This window comes from Actinacidiphila sp. DG2A-62 (assembly GCF_035825295.1).
Lineage (GTDB): Bacteria > Actinomycetota > Actinomycetes > Streptomycetales > Streptomycetaceae > Actinacidiphila.
In genome coordinates this window covers 3268825-3289670 of the sequence record NZ_JAYMGI010000002.1, presented here as the reverse complement: position 1 = coordinate 3289670, position 20846 = coordinate 3268825, and the positions used below count along the sequence as shown (strand labels likewise).

Genomic DNA, 20846 nt, shown 5'->3' with positions numbered 1-20846 from the left:
GATATCGCGTCACGAGCACCCTCGCCGGGATGCTAGAGTTTTCCTCGTTGCAAGGGCCTGTGGCGCAGTCCGGTAGCGCACCTCGTTCGCATCGAGGGGGTCAGGGGTTCGAATCCCCTCAGGTCCACAGCAGGTCAAAGCCCCTCCCAAGATGATCGGGGAGGGGCTTTTCCGCGCCGTACAGCAGCGGAGTACAGCAACGAACCTTCAACCGCGACGACACAAGCCGGCGGAAGTCGCGCCGCTACGGCTTGCTCGGCCCAAGGTGCTTGCCGAGCTTCCGCAACGCCTTCCGGGTCGCCTCGGACGGTACGTGCGTGTAGACCTCCATCGTGACCGCGATCTTGCTGTGGCGAAGGATCTGCATGGCGACCCGGGGGTGCACGTCGAGCGCGGCGAGGAGCGAGCCGCAGGTGTGCCGGGTGTCATGCAGCCTGATCCGCCGTACTCCCGCTTTGTCGGACCGGAAGGCGAACGAGCGGTTGAAGTTGCGGGGCTCGACCGGCGAACCGTACCGCGTGGTGAAGACGAAATCGGATGCGGTCCACAGCTCGCCGGCCGCTTGCTTGGCTGCCTCTTGCTCCTTCTGCCGGAGCTGCAACGCGGTGATGCAGATCTGAGGCAGCGGGAGCACGGCCGTCGATGCCTCGGTCTTGGTCTCATCGTGAACGAGTTGCCGCCGGATGCGCTGCAACTGGAGTTCCACGGTCACCTCTCCGACGTCGAGGTTCACGTTGTTCCAGGTCAGGCCCAGCACCTCACCGCGCCGGAAACCAAGAACCAGGATGAGCACGTAAGCCGCGTACAGCGGATCACGGGCAGCGCGCGCCGCTTCGAGGAACTGACGCGCCTCTTCCACCGACCACGGGTGACGCTTCACCTTTCGACCGGACCGAACCTTGACCAGAGCCGCGACGTTCTTCGTGATCACCTCTTCCGTCATCGCGTTCGTCAACGCCGACCGCAGGACCGCGCGCGCATCCTGCACCGTCCGGCGTGATGCCACCTGCTTGCAGCAGTCGCTGGCCGCACAGCACCGAGGCTCGTCCCGCTTGGCGTCCTTACCCTGAGCGCAGCACTGGCACTGAGTCAGCAGGCCGTTGACCCAGGTCCGCACGTCTCGCACCGTGAGCTTGTCCAGACGCTTCCCGCCGAGGCCCGGCGCGATGTACAGCCGGACATGCATCGCGTACGTCTCAGCCGTCTTCGGCTTCAAATCCGGCTCGACCACCTCCGCCAACCAGCGCGTGAGGTACTGCCCGAGCGTCGGTGTCGAGGTGGCCACTGGCCCTTGGGCCGCTTCGGCGTGGAGCTTGACCCATTTGGCGTGCACCTCTTCACGGGTCTTGCCGTACGCGTACTTCCGGGCCCGCTTGCCATCGGGCTTGGTCACCCAGACGTACGCGGCGTAGCCGTTCTTGTAGGGGTAGATGGAGCCTTCTCCGTTGCTCCGCTTCCCGCTCACGCCAACCACTCCCCGGCCAGCTCAGCGCAGCGGTTGACGTACTCGTCTACCCAGGCAGGCAGGATGCGCCGGTTGCGTCCGATCTTGACGGAACGGATCTCTCCGGTGAGCACGAGCATCTTGGTCTTGGACAGGCCGAAGCCGAGCATCTCGGCAACCTCAGCGGTGGTGTGCCACTTGCGTTCGATCACGGCTACAGCCATGCCGTTTCTCCTTCCGGGTCTTGCAGTTCGGCGAGCGCTTCACGGGCTGTGATCCGGCTCTCGGTGATGTCGCGGTGGATCTGTTGGGCGAGCCAGGATTCGCCGGGAGTGTGTCCGTGGCCGGCGTAGGTCCAGTGCGCGAGGGTCAGTGTGGAGCCCTCCGGGGCGTCGTCGGGGTCGGGCAGGCCCCGTTCCCGTCGTTCCTGGCGGGCCCGGTAGTCCGCTCGGACCTGGCGCAGCGCGCCAAGCGTGGTGGAGTAGCGGCGGGACTTGGTGGAGAAGTGGCCGCGGAAGCCGAGCATGTGCGCCCAGCGGGCCAGCATCCGGCCGGGGTAGTGCTCATCCAGGGCGAAGCAGGCTTCGATGAGGCGTCGGGCGTGGTCGGGTAGTTCCGGGAGCTTGTCCAGCTCCGGGAGCTCCCCGATCCTGCGGTCGACGGTGCCGGTGGTCTCGGCCGCCTTGGTGGCGTACTTGGCGACGTAGGAGGCCACGGCCTGCTCGGTCAGCTCCGTGCCGTCCGTCACCGCCGACGTGATCGGCTGCACGTCCACCTGCGTGCCCCAGCGCAGCACCACGGCGGGGCGCTTCCCCGTGGCCGGCACCGGGACCGAGACCCGTCCCACGGCGGCCCGGATCGCCTCATCCAGCAGGCCCGCACTCGCCCAGGAGGGCGGAGCCGTGTCCGGTCCTTCGGGGCCGTCGAGGCGGACGATGGCGTGGAAGTGGACCGCGCCGCGCTTCTGGAACTCCGCGACCTTCCCGAACGAGACCCGGCACACCTCGCCCAGGGCGGACTGCGACAGCCCCGCACGGTGCGCCAGTTCCCGGCGCAGGTAGATCGTGAAGCGCCGCCACAGGTCCCCCGCGTGGTTGTTCCACAGCACCGCACCCGCATAGTCGTACCGGTCCGGGTCCAAGGCCGTACCCAGCTCGGGGGCGTTGTCGGCATGCTGGGCCCCGCACCGGCACCGGCCCGAAGCGGGACGATTGTGGACCGGCCCGAACGAGGGGGCCGTCAGCGTGGCGAACACCTTGGGGTGCGTGCGCACGGTGCGGGGCGTGCCCTTGGCCGGGTCCCCCGACAGCCCGGCGCGGATCAGGTGGAAGGTGTCCCCGGCGTACAGCCACGCGCACGACGGACACCGCGAAGCACGACGGTTCCCGCACGCCACCCGCAGCCGGCCGCCCGGCTCCCCGGCCGTGGAGTACGAGTACAGGACGTTGCCCGAGGCGCGGTCACGGGTCACGGTCAGGCCCGACAGGTGGATGGGGTCCGAGCAACCGCCGGTACGCCGCACTTGCTCCTGCCAGCGCTCGAAGCCTGGATCACCGGCGACGCGCAGCAGATCAGCGAGGGTCACGGGGTCGGTGCCGAGGTGGACAGCGGCCGGGGCGACGTGCTCCGGGGGGACGGGGAAGGCAGTCACAGACCCTCCCGCGGGTAACCGTGCCCGGCCGGCGGGTACTCACCGCGCAGCTTCCCGCACCACTCACCGCACAACGCCTCATCCAGCACCCGAATGAACTCCACCGTCACACTCGGCTGCTGCGCGTCGAGGTAGAGCGCGATCTCATCAGTCAGCGCCTCATCAGCCCACTCGTGATCGAAGCTGCTCACACCGCCACCCCCAGCGCGGGCACGGCGCGGCCTTCGGGGTTGTGGCCAGGGCAGTTCGTCAGGTAGCAGGTGGCCGAGTCGTCCGGGTCGAACATGCCGCCCAGCCAGCCCGTTCCCCCGCACCTACAACGCCCCTCGACCAGCGGGCGCGCGGAGCGTGCCAGCGCGGCATCGCTCACCTTGTTGCCCAGCAGAAGCACCGAGGCCGCCTCTTCGGCCCGCACCAGCCGGGACGCCTTCAGGAACCGCGAGGCGTGGGCCGCGTCCTGCTCCGGGGTGTTCAGACCGGCCAGCCACAGGCGCCGGTAGCTCTGGACGAAGGCAGCCGCCCGGTACAGCTCTTCCAGGCCCAGACGCTCAGCACCCTGGACGATCCACGCCTTCACCCGCGCGTCGTCGCCCTTGTGCCAGCGGAAGCGATCCGGCATGTCCGACGCGTACAACGCCACCCGGCGCTCCGCGTTCGACAGTTCGTAAACCGATACGGCAGCGGGGGCAGGTAACGCGGCAACCGGCGCGAGCACAGCAGAAGCAGGCATGATGGAAGCTCCCTTGAGAGAGGGACGGGAGCGGCGGTCTGCTTGGCGGTAGGACGCCGCTCTCTGCGATGTTCGTAAGTTTGTGGGCAAACCCGCGAACTAGTAATGACGGTAGCTCCGCAAGGATGGGTCCGCAAGAGGTTTGCCCACAAACCTACGAACTGAGATGATGGAGCGCATGGAGCCTCAGCCCACGGCCGTACCGTCCCCGATCCACCTCCGCATCGCAGACGACATCCGGATGCAGATCGAGCGAGGAGACCTCGCCCCTGGTGACTCCCTGCCCACCCTGGCCGACCTGTCCGAGCGCTGGTCATGCTCGATGAACTCAGCACGGTCGGCAGTCGCGTTGCTCAAGGCTCAAGGGCTGATCACCGCGGGGCGTGGTAAGGCTCCGGTCGTTCGCATCGCACCCGGGCGCGTTGTCCGGTCCTCTGAGCGTCACCAGGCCGAGAAGGATCTGGCGCGCCGGCCGGAGCGGGAGCGTGCCGACATAGGCGAGGCTGAGACCAACCTTGGGATGTCCATCGACGCTCAAGAATTCGGCTCGGAGTATGAGATCACCGAAGCGACGCCGGAGCTTGCTGAATTGTTCGGCGTGAATCCGAAGGAACCCATCCTCCGACGCCGCTTTGTGTCGACCGACAAACGTACTGGCCACTTGCTGTCATATAGCACGTCCTACATTCCGGTATCTCTCATCAGTGCCAATCCAGCCCTACTGGATGGCAGTAACGAACCATGGCCCGGCGGAACTCAACACCAACTGTCAACAGTTGGGATTGAGATCATGTGCATGGTCGACCAGGTAACCGGCAGGATGCCTACAACCGTCGAGGTTCAGCAGTGGGGTCTACCTGATGGCGTGCCCCTGTTGATCTGCCGCCGAATTTCGATCGATGCAGACAATCGGACCGTCGAAATCTCGGACGCCGAGTACCCGGCCGACCGGACTGAACTGCGGTTCGTTACCCCACTCAAGCCCTGGCGAAGGAACTCACAGCCCAAGAAGTAGAGCCAAGCATCGAGGAGTGACAAGTGCCCGAGACCCTGAGCGAAGCTGATCGACGGTTCCTTAAGCGTGCGATCGACCTATCTCGCCACTCACTCGAAGACGAAGGGAAGACACCTTTCGGCGCGATCATCGTTATCGATGGTGAAATTGTGAGCGAGGGAAATAGTAGCGTTGTAGAAAAGTCTGATCCAACGGCTCATGCCGAAATTATGGCGCTGAGGAATGCGGGGAGTAAGCTCGGACGCCACCTCATGCCCGATGGCGTCATGTACGCAAGCAGCGAGCCGTGCCCAATGTGTCTCGTCGCGTGCTATTGGGCACGGCTGCCGCGAATTGTCTTTGGTGCGACGAGTGAGGACGTGGCAGTGAACGGATTCGAGGATTTGCAGCTATACAGGGAGCTTGCCCATCCTGCCAATCAACGAGCCATGCGCGAGGACGTTGCCGAGGGTGCGCTTCACGAGGAAGCCGCGGACGTTCTTCGGGAGTGGGCTGCCCTCTTGCCGGAACCGGTCGTACCGAAGATGTGACCATGCCCCCAGAGAGACGGGTTACAGGTTTCTCTACCTCATCAAGGCACCCGGCGTCGCTGCCGCTCCGCCGGGCGCGCGTCCGGCGCTCGGCCGCGCCGTCGCTCCTGTCTCCGCCCCGCTCGGCCCGGCCGGCACCGCGCGCGCCCGCGGCGGGGGAGGCCCAGGGCATGAGCGAGAACCCGACAGCCCACAGCAGGGGTCACGACATGCCTCCGGCGGGGGCGCTCCGGCTCCGAGATGGCCCATCGCCGACAGCGTCTGCGCGATCGTCGTAGTGCCGGCGGGAGCTCCCATCCCATCTGCCATCGACCCGGGCAAGCCGAGCAGACGCGGCCCCTGGCGTCCAGATCGTTCGTACAGTGGCGCGCTCCATCTGGACGCCAGGAACCACGCCCGCTCCACAGGAGTGCGGGCCGACGGCAGACGGGATGGAAGCTGGGGAAGGTGGTGGTGAGGGTGCGTGGCGAAGGTTGCTGTACAGCAGCGAAGTACAGCAACCTCATCAACGCTCAGCGACCCAGAGCAGCCGCCACCAGCGCGTTGACCACGTGAACAAACCTCAACAACCGCCCTGCCCGTAGTTCGCATCGAGGGGGTCAGGGGTTCGAATCCCCTCAGGTCCACAACCAACCACCGAGCCGCTTCTCGATTCGGGAACGGTTGGCGAGATCCCGCTGATCATGACGATCGGTCGGGTCTTTGTCGTTGTCGGACCTTGCACGCGTTGGCGGGTGCCGCGGGTGCCGCGGGCCCCGGACCGGCTCACTCCTTCGTGTGACCCGGCTCACTCGTCGCCCTGGCGGAAATAATCCGCTGGTCGTAAGAGCTTGAGGGTTCAAGATCTTACGAGGGAGTCGTCATGTCGGTAGACGCAAGTCCGGTGGCCCCAGCCGTTGTTCGTACGAAAGTGCGGGTCCCGCTGCGGTTCGCCGACGGGTGGGGGACGACCGCGGACGTGTTCACCTTCACCGGGCTCGCCGACGGCAAGGAGCACCTCGCGTTCGGGGTGGGCGACTACGAGCGGGCCGACGTGCCCCTGGTGCGGCCGCACTCCGAATGCCTGACCGGCGACGTGTTCGGGTCCGAACGCTGCGACTGCGGGCCCCAGTTACGGGAGGCCGTGCAGCGCATCGCCGACACCGGGGGCTACCTGCTGTACCTGCGCCAGGAAGGCCGCGGCATCGGCCTGTACGCCAAGCTCGACGCCTATGCGCTGCAGGACGGCGGCCTGGACACCTATGAGGCCAATGTCGCGCTAGGTCGGGGCGAGGACGAGCGCGACTACACCGCAGCCGCGCAGATGCTGCACGCCCTGGGCGCCGACCGCGTACGGCTGCTGACCAACAACCCCGACAAGGCCGCGCAGCTCACCGCGCACGGCATCACCGTCGCCGAGCGCGTCCCCACCGGCGTCCACGTCTCGTCCTCGAACGTCCGCTACCTGCGCGCCAAGGTCGAGCACACCGGCCACACCCTGGCGCTGCCCGCATAGGGTACCCGTCCGCATAAGGCGTCCGCCCGCATAAGGCGTCCGCCCCGCATAAGGCGTCGGCCCGCACAAGGCGCCCGCCTGGGGCACCCGCGCGAAGCCTGCCGCACCAGGCGCCCGCGTCGCCGCCCCAGGGTTGACCGCCGGCCACGTGATGCGGCCCACGATCGAAACGGTGGCGTTTCGTTCGTGCGCCGTCTAGTCTTATGTGTACGACATCGTTTCGACAACGCCGCGCCCCGTACCCGTACGGTGTGCGTGCACACACCCCAGGTGAGAGGGAGGACAGGTCATGTCGCCGGAGACGACCGCCGTGCGCCGTACGCGCCTGACCCCCGAGCGTGAGCGGGAGCTGTACACCGCCGTCGTCGAGCTGCTGCGCGAGGTCGGCTACGAGGCGTTGACCATGGACGCCGTCGCCGCGCGCACCCGGTCGAGCAAGGCCACCCTCTACCGCCAGTGGAAGGGCAAGCCGGAACTGGTCGCCACCGCGCTGCGCCACAACGCACCGGTGTCGATCGGAGACATAGACACCGGCTCGCTCGCGGGTGACCTGCACGAACTCGTCAGATGTCACGATGAGCACGAGATCAAGCGCGACCAGGAGCTGATGCGGGGGCTGGCGCACGCCGCGTTCCGCAACGAGGACCTGTTCCGCGCGCTGCGCGAGCTGCTCATCGAACCGGAGCTGGAGAGCTTCCGCGGCGTGGTGCAGCGCGCCGTCGACCGCGGCGAGCTGCGCGCGGACAACCCCGCCCGCGACTACCTCCCGCACATGCTGTTCGGCTGCGCCCTGGCCCGGCCGATCATCGAGGGCATCGACCCGGACCCGGAATACACCCACCGGTACATCGACGCCGTCGTCGTCCCCGCGCTGGGCCTGTCGTAAGGCCGCCCGGCATCCCCTGACCATCGCGACGACCGGCGGGCCCGGCCCGCCGCCACACCCGCGCCACCGCCCCACCTGACACGCCGCTCTCGTCGTCGGGCTGGTTCCACACGCCCACATACGCCCTCCTGACGGGAGCCCCTGTCTCCATGGCCACATTCCTGTACAGACTCGGCCGGTTCTCCTTCCGGCAACGGCGGTACGTCGTCCTGCTGTGGATAGCCCTGCTGGCGCTCGCCGGCGTCGGGGCCGCCAGCGCGCCGTCCGCGCCGAGCGACAACTTCACCGTGCCCGGCACGGAGGCGCAGCGGGCGTTCGACCTGCTGCACGAGCGCTTCCCCGCCTCCGACGCCGACGGGGCGACCGCCCGTATGGTCTTCCAGGCGCCCGACGGCCAGAAGATCACCGTGGGCGCGAGCAGGGCCGCAGTGGAGCACGTCGTCACCGATCTGAAGAACAGCCCGCAGCACGCGAGCGTCACCGACCCGTTCACCGCCGACGCGGTCAGCAAGGACGGCACCACCGCCTATGCGACGGTGACGTACACCGCGAAGTCCACGGAGATCACCGACGCCACTCACGAGGCCATCAAGGACGCCGCCCAGGAGGGCAGGGACGCCGGCCTGACCGTGGAGACGGGCGGCACCGCCCTGGAGGCGTCACCGGAGACCGGCGACAGCGAGGTCATCGGCATCGGCATCGCCGCGGTGGTGCTCCTGCTCACCTTCGGCTCCCTGGTCGCGGCCGGACTGCCCCTGCTCACCGCGGTGATGGGCGTCGGCGTCGGCATCGCGGGGATCACCGCGCTGGCCACCACCCTGGGGCTGTCGAGCACCTCGTCCACCCTGGCGTCGATGATCGGACTGGCGGTCGGCATCGACTACGCGCTGTTCATCGTCTCCCGGCACCGGCACGAGCTCATGGAGGGCCGCGACGGCGAGGACGCCGCGGGGCGCGCGGTGGGCACCGCCGGCTCCGCGGTGGTCTTCGCGGGGCTCACCGTGCTGATCGCCCTCGCCGGCCTCGCCGTCGTCGGCATCCCGATGCTCACCAAGATGGGACTGGCCGCCGCGGCCACCGTCGCGCTCGCCGTGCTCATCGCGCTCACCCTGATCCCCGCGCTGCTCGGCTTCGCCGGCCCCAAGGTGCTCACCCGCAAGGTCCGCAAGGGGCGGGTGAAGGACACCCGCAGGCCGAACCTGGGCACCCGGTGGGCCCGGCTGGTGGTACGCCGCAGGGTTCCGTTCCTGATCGGCGCCGTCGTGGCGCTGGGGCTCGCCGCGGTGCCGATGAGCCGGATGGAGCTGGGCCTGCCCGACGACGGCTCACAGCCCGTCAGCACCACGCAGCGCAGGGCGTACGACATGCTCTCCGAGGGCTTCGGACCGGGCTTCAACGGACCCCTCATGGTCGTGGTGGACACCGCGCACAGCGACCACCCGAAGCAGGCCGCCCAGGACGTCGAGAAGACCGTCGCCGGCTTCCCGGACGTCAAGACGGTGAGCGACCCCGCGTTCAACACCAAGGGCGACACGGCGACGCTCACCGTGGTGCCGGAGTCCAAGCCGAGCAGCACGCGGACCGAGGACCTGGTGCACGTCATCAGGGACCACTCCGACGCCTTCGGGACGGCCACCGGCGCCAAGGTGCTCGTCACCGGCACGACCGCGATGAACATCGACGTCTCGCAGCAGCTGAACGACGCCCTGCTGCCGTATCTGGCGCTCGTGGTGGGACTGGCGTTCCTGCTGCTGATGGTCGTGTTCCGGTCGATCCTGGTGCCGCTGAAGGCCGCTGTCGGCTTCCTGCTGTCGGTGCTGGCGGCGCTCGGCGCGGTCGTCGCGGTGTTCCAGTGGGGATGGCTGTCCGGTCTGATGGGCGTTCAGCAGACCGGTCCGATCATGAGCATGATGCCGATCTTCATGGTCGGCGTGGTCTTCGGACTGGCCATGGACTACGAGGTGTTCCTGGTCACCCGTATGAGGGAGGCGTTCGTCCACGGTGAGACACCCGGTCAGGCCGTCGTCACCGGATTCACCCACGGCGCCCGGGTGGTGTCGGCCGCCGCGGTCATCATGATCAGCGTCTTCGCCGGATTCATCGGATCGTCGGAATCGATGATCAAGATGATGGGCTTCGGGCTGGCGATCGCCGTCGCCTTCGACGCGTTCGTCGTACGGATGACGATCGTCCCGGCGGTGCTCGCGCTCCTGGGACGCGCGGCGTGGTGGCTGCCGCGCCGGCTGGACCGCGCGCTGCCCAACGTGGACGTCGAGGGCGAGCAGTTGCGCAGGACGCTGGCCGCGCAGGCCGCCGCGCGCGCCGATGAGCAGGAGCGCGAACCGGTCACCGTGTAGCGCCCGCCGCCTTGGGCGTCGCCCGGTTGGGGCGTGGCGGCTCACCAAGGGCGACACCTGGGGCGGAGGGGCCGAGGGGAGAACGCCCCCGGTGGTTGTCCGCCTCGCGTTCATCTTTGCCTAAAAGCTGTCCCCGGCCGCGGTCAATTACCGGCCGGGGACGCTGCGTTCACCCCGGAGTCGGGCGGACGTCACCGTTCCGCCCCGCCCGGCTGCCTAGCATGCGCTGACTTTTACCGAATGATGCACACCGGGGGAACCCATGGCAGCCGAGCACGTCCCCGTGGCGGGGGCCGACAGGCTGCGGGCGGCACTGCTCGCAGCCGGGATCGCGGTCGTCGCCTTCTGCGCCGGGGACGCGATGGCCGGGCAGTACCCGTTCGGGCGCAGGACGCGCGACGTCAACGACCTCGGCAACCAGTTCGTTCCCTTCCACGCCCACCTGTGGGACCTGCTGCACGGCAGGGCGGACGGCGGCTGGCTGCTCAACTGGCAGTCCGGATACGGCAGCAGCTTCCTCCCCGACTACGGCACGTATCTGAGCAGCCCGTTCGCGCCCCTGGTGGCGCTGTTCCCCCGCGACCGCATCGACCTGGCCGTCTATGTCGTCACCGTCCTCAAACTCGGCGCCGCCGCCGCGGCCATGGCGTGCCTGCTGCTCGCGCTGCGCCCGGGGCCGCGGTGGGCGGCCGGCATGCTCGGCGCGTCCTACGCGCTGTGCGGCTGGACGATGATGCTCGCGTCGTACAACCCGATGTGGCTCGACGGCCTCATCGCGTTCCCGCTGCTGTGCATGGTCGGCGAGTGGGCACGGCACGGGCGGCGGCCGGTGGCGGGCGTCGCGGTGGCCGCGGTGTGCTGGACCGCGAACTTCTACACCGCCTACATGGCCACCCTGGGCGCGGCCCTCGTGCTGGCGGCCCGGCTGATCACCGAGCCAGCGCCGGTCGGCCGCACCCCGGCGAGGGGCCGAGCGTGGGCGCTCGGGCGGGCCGCGCTGACCACCGCCCTCGGCATCGGCCTCACCGCGCCGCTGCTGCTGACCGTCGTCAAGGGCACGGAGCAGGCCTACCCGGGCCTGCAGCGCACCTTCCGGCCCCTGCCCTGGTCCGACTTCCTCGTACGGCTCCTGCCGGGCACCTACGGCTTCTCCAGCCCGTCCACGTACGTCGACACCGCGGCGCTGCTGCTGGCGTTCGTGCTGCCGTTCCACCCGGCCGTCGCGCGGCGCACCCGCGCGGTGTGGACGGTCCTGGCGGTCGTCGTGGCCGCGTCGTTCGACTGGCGGCCGACGCACCTGCTGTGGCACGCGTTCACCACGCCCAACGGCAGCCCGTACCGGCAGACGTTCGTGCTCAGCGGCATCCTGGTGATCGCCGCGTGGCTGACGGTCTCCCACGGTCTGCCCGCCCGGCGGCCGCTGGCCTACGGCGCGGGGGTGATGGCGCTGGTCGCCGCGATCGCCGCCCTGGACGCCGACTCCGGGCTCGCGGGGGTCGGCAGCTACCCGATGCTCGCGGTCGGCGTGGCGGTCACCGCGGGGATGCTGCTGTGGCTGCGGCGCCTCAAGGAGGGCGGCGCCTCCGCCGCCGCGGTTCCCGCCGCGGTCGCCATAGGTGTGCTCGTCGCCGCCCAGGTGGGCCAGTTGGCGGCGAGCAACGCCTGGATCGACCGCAAACGGCTGGCCGCCATGGACGACTACCCCGTGTGGGGGACGCGGCAGAACGCCCAGCGCGGCGTCCTGGAGGATGCCGACGACTGGCCGCGCTATCGCACCGACCCGGGGCGCGCCCAGACCGTCGGCAACGACCCGCTGGCGGTGGGCGGCCAGGGTGCCCAGTACTACAGCAGCCTGACCGCCGACGTGTGGACGCGCACCCTGGAGTCGCTGGGCGGCGGCTGGACCTCGCGCGGCCGGTCGCTGCAGAGCCTGGACAACCCCGTCACCGACACCCTCTTCTCCGTCGGCGCCCGCCTGCGCTCCCCGGAGAACCCGGCCAAGCCCGGGACGCCCGCACCAGGGGTGACGCCCACGGTGACGCGCCGACCGGTGCCTCCCCTGGTCACCGTGCACCCCGAGGCCACCGCCGGCTACGGCCACTCGCCCTACCGCAACCAGGAGCTGCTGCTGGGCAGCGACGTCTACGACGTCGCGCGGATGACCCTGCGCGACGGCGACGGACGCGTCCTGCGCCCCGGCCGCGGCGGCGCCTACGAGACGCCCGGCCGCGCCGGGGACGCCCGGCACAGCACGTACCGCGTCCAGTCCTCCTGCCCCGGCAACAGCCAGGTGTACTTCTGGGCGCCGGACTTCCGGGGCGACGTCCGCCTGGACGGGCGCGGCGGCGGCAGCGGCGGCCCCGCGTCCGTGGTCCGCTACCTGGGCGGTCTGCCCAGCCATCGCGCGCCCGTGCAACTGCTGGGCGACGCACCGGCCGACGGCCGCCTCGCGCTGCGGCTGACCGCGGCGGACGGGCGGTTCACCGTCGACCCGGGCGGGATCGGCTGCCTGTCGCTGCCGCGTCTGGCGGCCGCGGAACGGCGCCTGGCGGCGAGCGGCGCGACCCGCGTGGACGTCACCGCCGACGGCGTGCGGGCACGGCTGCCGCGCGGTGCCCGCGGGTACGCCGTGGTCGCGGCGCCGGCCATCGCCGGGTGGTCGTGCGCGGTCGACGGCGGTCCCTCCCGCCCGGCCCACGCCTACCTCGGCCTGGTGTCGGCGCCGCTCGGCGCCGGCGCGGGCGTGGGCACGGACGGCACGCACACCGTGGACTGCGCGTTCACCCCGCCCGGGCTGCACCAGGGGGAGGCGGTCGGCGCCGCGTCGCTGGCCGGCACCCTGGGGGTCGCCGCCTATGCGTGGTGGCGCAGGCGCAGGGGTGACGGCGCGCGGACGGACGTTGACGCGGTCACCTCTGCGGACCCTGGGACACGGCCCGCGGAGGCGGTCGTCTGACGTCGTGCGGACCTGCTTCGTAGGAGCGGCGCCCGATCGTCGGATCAGATGAGGGTGGGCTGCCGGCTGCTGCTCTCGAAGCCGAGGAGCCAGCGCTTGCGCTCCAGGCCGCCGCCGTAGCCGGTGAGGCTGCCGTCGGCGCCGACCACGCGGTGGCAGGGGACGATGATGCTGACCGGGTTGCGGCCGTTGGCCAGGCCGACGGCGCGCGAGGCGGTCGGCTGGCCCAGGGCGCGTGCGAGTTCTCCGTAGGAGACGGTCTCGCCGTAGGGGATGTCGCGCAGGGCCGCCCAGACGCGCTGCTGGAAGGGCGTGCCGGTGACCGCGACGTCGATGTCGAAGTCGGTGAGGTCACCCGCGAAGTACGCCTCCAGTTGGCGCGCCGCGTCCTTGAGCACCGGCAGGTCGTCGGCGGCCACGCGCGGGCCGAACGTCTCCTGGGCCGGCTGGTGGCGGTGCTCGGTCATGTACAGTCCGGCCAGCCGCTCCTCGCGCGCGACCAGGGTCAGCGGGCCGCAGGGGCTGTCGAGGACGGTGTGGACACTGGTCGTCATCGGACCATGCCTTTCGTGACGGCTGCGGTCGCCGCAGCGGCGGTCATCGTACGACTGGTTGTCGGATCGTCGGCCGGCGTCGTCTCACCCGATGGAGTGAGTGTGTCCGGCGTCTGGGTGGGCATGAAATTGATCGGGTGGTCGCCCACCGCCCACAGGTACTGCGTCGCGTACGCGCGCCACGGCTGCCAAGTCGCCGCATACCTGGTCAGCGCGGCCGGGGTGGTTGGCAGCCCGAGATCGCGCGCCGCGTACCGCACGCCCAGGTCGGTCGCGGGGAAGGCGTCGGGATCGCCCAGCGCGCGCATGGCGACGGCCTCCACCGTCCAGGGGCCGAAGCCCGGCAGCCCGGCCAGGCCGGCGCGCGCCTGCTGCCAGTCGCTGCCCACGTCGAGGTCGACCTCGCCGGCGGCCAGAGCCCGCACCAGGGCGGCGAGCGTGGCCCGGCGGGCGCGCGGCATCGCCAGCGCCTGCGGGTCGTGGCCGGCCAGCGCCTCGGCGGACGGGAACAGGTGCGTCAGGCCGCCCGCGGGATCGGCCACCGGTTCGCCGTGGGCGGCCACCAGGCGGCCCGCGAGCGTGCGCGCGGCGGCCGTCGACACCTGCTGGCCGAGCACCGCGCGCACCGCGAACTCCGGGCCGTCGGCTACCCGCGGCACCCGCCGCCCGGGCGCCTTGGCCACCAGGGGCGCGAGCACCGGGTCCTCGGACAGCAGGGCGTCCACCGCGAGCGGGTCGGCGTCCAGGTCGAGCATCCGCCGGCAGCGGCTGATCGCCTGCCCCAGGTCGCGCCAGTCGGTGAGCCAGAGCCGGCAGGCGATGTGGTCGGGGGTGGGCCGCAGCGACGCGATGCCGGGGCCGTGCGGCAGCCGCAGCGTCCGCCGGTACGCGCCCGCGCGCCACTCCTCCACGCCCGGCACGGCGGTGGCCGCCAGGTGTCCGAACAGGTTGTCGGGAGTGAGCGGACGGCGGAACGGCAGCCGCAGCGCCAGCGTGCCCGAGGCGGCCGGCGGACGGCCCTTGGCGACCCGGGCGCGCAGCTCGCTGGGCGACAGCGCGAAGACCTCACGCACGGTGTCGTTGAAGGCGCGGATGCTCGCGAAACCGGCCGCGAACGCGATCTCGCCCATGGGCATCGCGCTGGTCTCGATCAGCAGCCGGGCGGTCTGCGCGCGCTGCGCCCTGGCGAGGGCGAGCGGGCCCGCGCCGAGTTCGGCGCGCAGCCGCCGCTCGATCTGGCGCTCGCTGTAGCCCAGGCGCGCGGCCAGACCCGGTACGCCGTCGCGGTCCACGACGCCGTCGGCGATCAGCCGCATCGCGCGGGCGACCAGGTCGGCGCGCTCGTTCCACTGGGGCGATCCGGGGCTGGCGTCGGGGCGGCAGCGCTTGCAGGCGCGAAGCCGGCCTGCTGGGCCGCCGCCGCGCTCGGGTAGAAGGTCATGTTCTCGACCTTGGGCGGCACGACCGGGCAGCTGGGCCTGCAGTAGATGCGGGTGGTGAGCACCGCCGTGAAGAACCACCCGTCGAAGCGGGCGTCCTTCGACTGGACGGCTCTCACATAGGAGTCGAAGTCGGTGAACACCTGACAAGCATCGCGCGGCGTCACGGGTGTGGTCTGGCGGAAATCCGACATGGAGTTCGCGGAGGCGGGCCCGCGGAGGACCGCGGCGGAGCCGCGCGGCGCCCAGGGAGACGAGTCACCCGGACCGGCCGGCCCTCCGCGCGGGGGTCAGTCGGTGACCTTGCTCGCGGGTTCGTAGCGCAGGTCGCCGTACTCCGGGTGCCGGGTGAGCCAGCGTTCCACGAACGGGCAGATCACCACCACCCGCGTCGACTGCTCACGCGCCTCGTCCAGGGCGGCCCGCGCCAGGGCGGAGCCGACGCCCTGGCCCTCGTACGCCTCGTCGACCTCGGTGTGCACCAGGGCGATCAGGTCGGGCGTGCGCATATAAGCGAGCACGCCGGCGAGGCTGCCGGCGACACGGGCTTCGTAGCGCCGCGCCTGCGGGTCGTCGGTGACGGTGACGGGGCTGTCCCCGCTCACGACCGGTAGCCCTCGACGGTGGAGGAGGGGCGCACGCGGGCGGCGCCGGGGTCCTCACCCGCCTCGGTGAGCGCGCGGCGCTGGCGCAGCAGGTCCCAGCACTGGTCCAGCTCGCGTTCCAGGGTGGCGAGCCGCTCGCGTTCGGTCCCGCCGTCGATGCCGCCCTGGGCGAGCAGGTCGCGCAGGATCTTCTCGTCGGCGACCATCTGGCTGATGCGGCCCAGGATGGCCTGCTCCGCCTTGGTGTCGTGGGGCTCTTGCACGGGACACCTCCCGATTCGCGGCCGGTCGGTCCGGCTCTTCCACTCTTGCAGGTCGCGCGCGGGAACGCAGGCGATCGGGCGCGGGAGATCAGCGGGAGATCAGGCGTCGCCGGAGCCCTGGGTCGAGCCGCGCTCCAGGCCGTCGCCCTCGCTCTCGCCGCCCCTGGGGGTGTCGCCCCGGCCGGCCGCGGCCCCTGGGGGCGCGCCTTCGCGCATCCACGCGTCGATCTCGGCGCGGACGCGGCGGTCCATGGCGAGGGACATCTCCGCCTCGACGATGTTCTTCGCCAGGGGGCGCAGCCGTTGCAGGGACTGCGAGATCCCGGCGATGTCGGGAGCGGCGCCGGTGCCGCCCGTGGGCGCCGCCGTGGCGTCCGCGCCCTCCTCGGCGGACGCGGCGGGAGCACCGGCCGGGCCGAGCGCGCTGGAGGCTCCGGACTCCGTGGGAACGCCGGACGCGGCCCCCGGACCGAGCACGTGCGTCTTGACCACCTGGGTGAACAGGTCGGCGATCGCGTCGACGTGGGCCCTGACCTGGCGGCCCGCGTCGAGCACCGCCGACAGCGGCACCCCTTCGCGTACGAGCGCGGCCGAGGCGTCCAGGAGGCGCCGGCTGATGTGGATGACGTTCTCGCCGTCGACCGCGATGTAGCCGATCTCCAGGGCGGAGGTGAGGTTCTCGGGGCTGACGTCGGCGCCGAAGTAATCGGCGAGCTCCTGGGGGGTGAGCCTTACCGGCGTCTCGTCGGACCATGGCGTCGTGAGGGCGCTCTCCAGCCCCAGGAGCTCGGCGACGCCGTCCAGCGTGCGCCCCTTCTCCCACGCGGCGATGAGGTCGGCGATGCCCCCCAGGGTGTGGCCGCGGTCCAGGAGCGCGGCGATGGTGCGCAGCCGCGCCAGGTGGTCCTCGGAGTACCACGCGATCCGGCCGTCCCGGCGCGGCGGCGGCAGCAGACGGCGCTCCCGGTAGAAACGCAGCGTCCTGACAGGGATGCCGGCTGCCCGGGCCAGTTCCTCGACTCGGTATTCGCGCGCGCCGGGTGCCTTGTCGTCCACACGGTCAGCCTATGGGGTGACGTGATCGTGTCCCGCGGGGTGCGTGGTGCGAGATGCGGGGTGCGGTGCGCGGGTGCGATGTGGAGTGGGGCGTGGTGCGGTGCGCGGCCGGACGGGTTCGGCGCGCCGGGGCGATCGCCCCGGCACGACACCTGGCGCTACCGGTCGGTAATGAATTCCCTCCGCCCTCTACCGCCGGTAACCCGCGTGCCCTACAGTCCGAGTGTGCCATCGTGCCAGTGATTGCTGGCGCAATGCTCGTGGCGCCGCGGCGGCCGGGCGGGCCGGAACGAAGGCGGCGGAGTCGGAAACGAAGGGTGGTGCCATGGACGGCGATCTCGGACACGTACGGGTGGCGGTGATCGGCTCCGGTTTCGGCGGGCTGGGCGTGGGCGTACGGTTGCGGCGCGAGGGGATCACCGACTTCGTGATCCTGGAGCGCGCGCACGCGGTGGGCGGCACCTGGCGCGACAACAGCTACCCCGGGTGCGCCTGCGACGTGCCCTCGCACCTGTACTCGTTCTCCTTCGCGCCCAACCCGGACTGGCCGCGCGCCTTCTCTGGCCAAGAGCACATCCAGGCGTACCTCGAACGGGTGACGGACACCTTCGGACTGCGGCCGCACCTGCGGTTCGGCGCGGAGGTGCGCGAGGCGCGCTGGGACGGCGAGGCGCGGCAGTGGCGCCTGTCGACCGCCGCCGGCGACCTGACCGCGGACGTCGTGGTCTCCGCCACCGGCGCCCTGTCGGACCCCAAGATCCCCGACATCCCGGGGATCGAGAGCTTCCCCGGCGCCGTCTTCCACTCCTCGCGCTGGGACCACGACTACGACCTGAAGGGCAAACGGGTCGCCATGGTCGGCACCGGCGCATCGGCGATCCAGATCGTGCCCTCGATCCAGCCCGAGGTGGGGAGGCTGACGGTCATCCAGCGCACCCCGCCCTGGGTGCTGCCGCGCGCCGACCGCCCCATCGGCGCCGTGGAGCGGTGGCTGCACGGCAACGTGCCGGGGACCGCGAGGGCGCGGCGCGGGCTGCTGTGGCTGATCCGGGAGTTCCAGGTGGGCGCCTTCGTGCGGCAGCCGAAGCTGATGAAGGCCGCCGAACGGGTCGCGCGCACGCACCTTCGGCGTTCGGTCAAGGACCCGGAACTGCGGGCCCGGCTCACCCCCGACTACACGATCGGGTGCAAGCGCATCCTGCTGTCCAACACGTACTACCCGGCGCTCGCCCAGCCCAACACCGAGGTGGTCACCTCCGCGCTCACCGAGGTGCGCGGCTCGACGGTGGTCACCGCCGACGGCACCGAGCGCGACGTCGACGCGATCATCTTCGGAACCGGCTTCCACGTCACCGACATGCCGATCGGCGACAGGATCATCGGATCGGACGGCCGCTCGCTCAGCGACCACTGGAAGAACGGCATGGCCGCGCTGCGCGGCTGCACCGTCGACGGGTTCCCCAACCTGGTGTTCATCGTCGGCCCCAACACCGGCCTCGGGAACAGCTCGATGATCCTGATGATCGAATCATCGCTCAACTACATGGCCGACTATCTGAAGACACTGGAACGCACGGGCGCCGCGGCCCTGGACGCCAAGCCGGCGGCGGTCGCGGCGTGGAACGAGGAGATGCAGCGCCGCGTCTCGCGCACCGTGTGGAACACCGGCGGCTGCCAGAGCTGGTACCTGGACGCCAACGGCCGCAACACCACTGCCTGGCCGGGCACCACGGCGGAGTTCCGGCGGGCCACCCGGCAGCTGCGGCTGTCGGAGTACGAACAGCTGGCGCCGGTCGCCGCGCCGCAGCGGTCGGTGGAGGCGGTCTCGTGAACGCCACGCCCTACGAAGCGGTGCCCGCGCGCCGCGAGACGACCGTCGTATCAGCGGACGGGACGCGACTGCACGTCGCGGAGTACGGCCGCGCCGACGGTCCCACGGTCGTGTTGTCGCACGGGTGGACGTGCTCGACGCTGTTCTGGGCGCCGGTCGTACGGCTGCTGGCCGCCGATCACCGGATCGTCGCCTACGACCAGCGCGGCCACGGCCGCAGCGCTGCGCCGGCCACCCGCGCGGGTTACTCGACGGCGCGCCTGGCCGATGATCTGCAAGCCGTACTGGAAGCGGTCGTACCGGACGGTGAACGCGCGGTCCTCGCAGGCCACTCGATGGGCGGTATGACGATCATGGCGGCGTCCGGTCGGTCGCCGGTCGCCGACCGTACCGCCGCCGTGCTGCTCGCCAGCACCGGCAGCGGTCGGTTGCTCGGAGCGACCGAGGTGCTGCCGCCGCGGATCGGCGCACGACGCCTGCGCCACCTGATCCACCGTCAACTCCTCGTGTCGCGCATGCCACTCGGGCCGGTGACCGCGCTGTCGAAGGCCGCCCTGGCATACGGCATCCTCGGCGTCGCCCCCACCCCCGAACAGGTGACCTTCACCGCGCGCATCGTGCACGCGTGCCGCGCCCGGCAGCGGTCGGCATGGGGCAGGGTGCTGGCCGTGCTCGACCTCGACGCGGAACTCGCCGCGATCACCGCGCCCACCGCCGTCCTCGTCGGCACCCACGACAAACTCACCCCCAAGGTGCACGCCCACGCGATGGCGGCCGCACTGCCCGACTCCCTGGGAGTCACCGAACTGCCCGGGCTCGGCCACATGACGCCCATCGAGGACCCGGACGCGGTCGCACGGGCGATACGCACGCTGGTCGCCGATCACCTGCGGGCAGACGGTGCGACGAACGCGGCCGCCGTCGTCGGGGATGTCGGGGATGTCGGCGAAGCCGGCGATGTCGCTGGCGTCGTCCGGAAAGCCGGCGCCGTCCGCGATGCCCGAAACGGCAGCGACATCAGCAACGCCCGCGACGCCGGCAGGGCCGACGACGTCGAGAAGGAGAAGAGCGCATGAGCCGAACATCGCTGCACGGCAAGGTCGTCGTCGTCACCGGCGCCGCCCGCGGCGTGGGCGCCATGCTGGCGCGCAAGCTCGCGGTGCGCGGCGCGCGGCTCGCACTCGTCGGACTGGAGCCCGATGAGCTGATGAACGTCGCGACGTCACTCCCGGGTGAGGCCGCGCACTGGACCGCCGACGTCACCGACCGCACCGCCATGGCGCAGGCCGCGCGGGAGATCGCCGCGCGCTTCGGCCGGGTCGACGTCGTCGTGGCGAACGCGGGCGTCGCCACCGGCGGCCCGTTCCTGGAGTCCGACCCCGACGCGTTCGACCGGGTGATCCAGGTCAACCTCCTCGGCAGCGTCGCCACCGCGCGCGCGTTCATGCCGGCGCTGGTCGCCTCGCGCGGCTATTACCTGCAGATCGCATCGCTCGCGGCGATCACCCCGGCACCGCTGATGGCCGCCTACTGCGCGAGCAAGTCGGGCGTGGAGGCGTTCGCGCACAGCGTGCGCGCGGAACTCGGCGTCCAGGGCGTCGGCGTGGGCGTCGGCTACCTCAGCTGGACCGACACCGACATGGTGCGCGGCGCCGACGAGGACGACGCGCTGCGGCAGATGCGCGCCCGCCTGCCCTGGCCGACCAACCGCACCTACCCGCTGGAGCCGGCCGTCGACCGCCTCGTCACCGGGATCATCCGACGATCGCCTCATGTGTACGGACAGTGGTGGCTGCGCGGGATGCAGCCGCTGCGCGGCCACCTGCCGTCCGTCATCGCCGGCCCCTCGGGCAGCGCGAGCTGCGGCGCGCGGGAACGGCGTTGGGCGGCGGCGCGGGAGGCCCGCGCGGCCTGGTGGGGCGGGGAGGAGCGGCCGACGAAGCGGCGCGCGTCTCGTCCGCCGATCACACAGTGTGACCAATGCTGAGCGTAGCCACCCACTGACCTGGGGTTATTGTCCCAAGATGCGAGGGT

General features: G+C 71.0%; 18 protein-coding genes, 1 tRNA gene and 1 pseudogene. 10 read left to right on the top strand and 10 right to left on the bottom strand.

Translation table 11 applies throughout. From position 1 onward, the window contains the following. Nucleotides 1-53 precede the first annotated feature (53 nt). Nucleotides 54-127: transfer RNA gene (locus VSR01_RS14370), tRNA-Ala, on the top strand. Nucleotides 128-244: 117 nt separating this feature from the next. On the opposite strand, the gene VSR01_RS14365 is transcribed toward VSR01_RS14370, so the two are convergent. The 5 genes from VSR01_RS14365 to VSR01_RS14345 are packed head-to-tail and all read right to left on the bottom strand — an operon-like array spanning nt 245 to nt 3714. Next, entirely contained in the window at nt 245-1474 is a 1230-nt protein-coding gene (locus VSR01_RS14365; RefSeq protein WP_442785460.1) for a site-specific integrase, read from the bottom strand. Further along, nucleotides 1462-1668: an excisionase family DNA-binding protein gene (locus VSR01_RS14360; protein WP_326449601.1), complete on the bottom strand. Its 207-nt coding sequence runs from the start codon at nt 1666-1668 to the stop codon at nt 1462-1464. The genes VSR01_RS14365 and VSR01_RS14360 overlap by 13 nt, the downstream gene beginning before the upstream one ends. Further along, on the bottom strand, nt 1659-3095 hold the full coding sequence (gene repSA, locus VSR01_RS14355; RefSeq protein ID WP_326449600.1) for a replication initiator protein RepSA: 1437 nt from the start codon (nt 3093-3095) through the stop codon (nt 1659-1661). Before repSA ends, VSR01_RS14360 begins: the two co-directional genes overlap by 10 nt. After that, nucleotides 3092-3286, bottom strand: a complete 195-nt coding sequence (locus VSR01_RS14350; protein WP_326449599.1) for a hypothetical protein — start codon at nt 3284-3286, stop codon at nt 3092-3094. Before VSR01_RS14350 ends, repSA begins: the two co-directional genes overlap by 4 nt. Then, nucleotides 3283-3714, bottom strand: coding sequence for a hypothetical protein (locus VSR01_RS14345; RefSeq protein ID WP_326449598.1), 432 nt, complete (start codon nt 3712-3714; stop codon nt 3283-3285). Before VSR01_RS14345 ends, VSR01_RS14350 begins: the two co-directional genes overlap by 4 nt. Nucleotides 3715-3991: 277 nt before the next feature. Between VSR01_RS14345 and VSR01_RS14340 the strand changes: the two genes are divergently transcribed. The 6 genes from VSR01_RS14340 (at nt 3992) to VSR01_RS14315 (ending at nt 13064) form a co-directional block, all read left to right on the top strand. Then, on the top strand, nt 3992-4840 hold the full coding sequence (locus tag VSR01_RS14340) for a GntR family transcriptional regulator (RefSeq protein ID WP_326449597.1): 849 nt from the start codon (nt 3992-3994) through the stop codon (nt 4838-4840). Nucleotides 4841-4863: 23 nt separating this feature from the next. Further along, nucleotides 4864-5370 carry a nucleoside deaminase gene (locus VSR01_RS14335; RefSeq protein WP_326449596.1) on the top strand — a complete coding sequence of 169 codons (507 nt, stop codon included), beginning with the start codon at nt 4864-4866 and terminating at the stop codon, nt 5368-5370. 862 nt (nt 5371-6232) lie between these two features. Then, on the top strand, nt 6233-6865 hold the full coding sequence (locus VSR01_RS14330) for a GTP cyclohydrolase II (protein WP_326449595.1): 633 nt from the start codon (nt 6233-6235) through the stop codon (nt 6863-6865). Nucleotides 6866-7175: 310 nt separating this feature from the next. Beyond that, complete coding sequence (locus VSR01_RS14325; protein WP_326453660.1) at nt 7176-7751, top strand: TetR/AcrR family transcriptional regulator; 576 nt, start codon at nt 7176-7178, stop codon at nt 7749-7751. A 149-nt stretch (nt 7752-7900) separates the two neighbouring features. After that, nucleotides 7901-10108, top strand: coding sequence for an MMPL family transporter (locus tag VSR01_RS14320; protein WP_326449594.1), 2208 nt, complete (start codon nt 7901-7903; stop codon nt 10106-10108). Nucleotides 10109-10370: 262 nt separating this feature from the next. Then, nucleotides 10371-13064, top strand: coding sequence for a YfhO family protein (locus VSR01_RS14315; protein ID WP_326449593.1), 2694 nt, complete (start codon nt 10371-10373; stop codon nt 13062-13064). A gap of 44 nt (nt 13065-13108) precedes the next feature. Here VSR01_RS14315 and VSR01_RS14310 read toward each other — a convergent pair whose 3' ends face one another. The 5 genes and pseudogenes from VSR01_RS14310 to VSR01_RS14290 form a co-directional block, all read right to left on the bottom strand. Continuing rightward, the gene (locus VSR01_RS14310) at nt 13109-13618 is read right to left on the bottom strand and encodes a methylated-DNA--[protein]-cysteine S-methyltransferase (RefSeq protein ID WP_326449592.1); all 510 of its coding nucleotides are present in this window, start codon (nt 13616-13618) and stop codon (nt 13109-13111) included. A gap of 119 nt (nt 13619-13737) precedes the next feature. Beyond that, nucleotides 13738-15251, bottom strand: a pseudogene (locus VSR01_RS14305) (AlkA N-terminal domain-containing protein); the annotation flags it as partial. Nucleotides 15252-15347: 96 nt separating this feature from the next. Further along, nucleotides 15348-15662 carry a GNAT family N-acetyltransferase gene (locus VSR01_RS14300; RefSeq protein ID WP_326449591.1) on the bottom strand — a complete coding sequence of 105 codons (315 nt, stop codon included), beginning with the start codon at nt 15660-15662 and terminating at the stop codon, nt 15348-15350. Continuing rightward, nucleotides 15659-15868, bottom strand: a complete 210-nt coding sequence (locus tag VSR01_RS14295) for a DUF2630 family protein (RefSeq protein ID WP_442785674.1) — start codon at nt 15866-15868, stop codon at nt 15659-15661. The genes VSR01_RS14300 and VSR01_RS14295 overlap by 4 nt, the downstream gene beginning before the upstream one ends. A 156-nt stretch (nt 15869-16024) precedes the next feature. Further along, nucleotides 16025-16981, bottom strand: coding sequence for a MerR family transcriptional regulator (locus VSR01_RS14290; RefSeq protein ID WP_326449589.1), 957 nt, complete (start codon nt 16979-16981; stop codon nt 16025-16027). A 325-nt stretch (nt 16982-17306) separates the two neighbouring features. On the opposite strand from VSR01_RS14290, the gene VSR01_RS14285 reads away from it, so the two are divergent. Genes VSR01_RS14285 through VSR01_RS14275 form a run of 3 tightly spaced genes read left to right on the top strand, consistent with a single transcriptional unit; the run spans nt 17307 to nt 20799 of the window. Next, nucleotides 17307-18812, top strand: coding sequence for a flavin-containing monooxygenase (locus tag VSR01_RS14285; RefSeq protein WP_326449588.1), 1506 nt, complete (start codon nt 17307-17309; stop codon nt 18810-18812). Continuing rightward, entirely contained in the window at nt 18809-19888 is a 1080-nt protein-coding gene (locus VSR01_RS14280) for an alpha/beta fold hydrolase (protein ID WP_326449587.1), read from the top strand. The genes VSR01_RS14285 and VSR01_RS14280 overlap by 4 nt, the downstream gene beginning before the upstream one ends. Beyond that, nucleotides 19885-20799, top strand: a complete 915-nt coding sequence (locus VSR01_RS14275) for an SDR family oxidoreductase (RefSeq protein ID WP_326449586.1) — start codon at nt 19885-19887, stop codon at nt 20797-20799. Before VSR01_RS14280 ends, VSR01_RS14275 begins: the two co-directional genes overlap by 4 nt. The last annotated feature ends 47 nt before the right edge of the window (nt 20800-20846 follow it).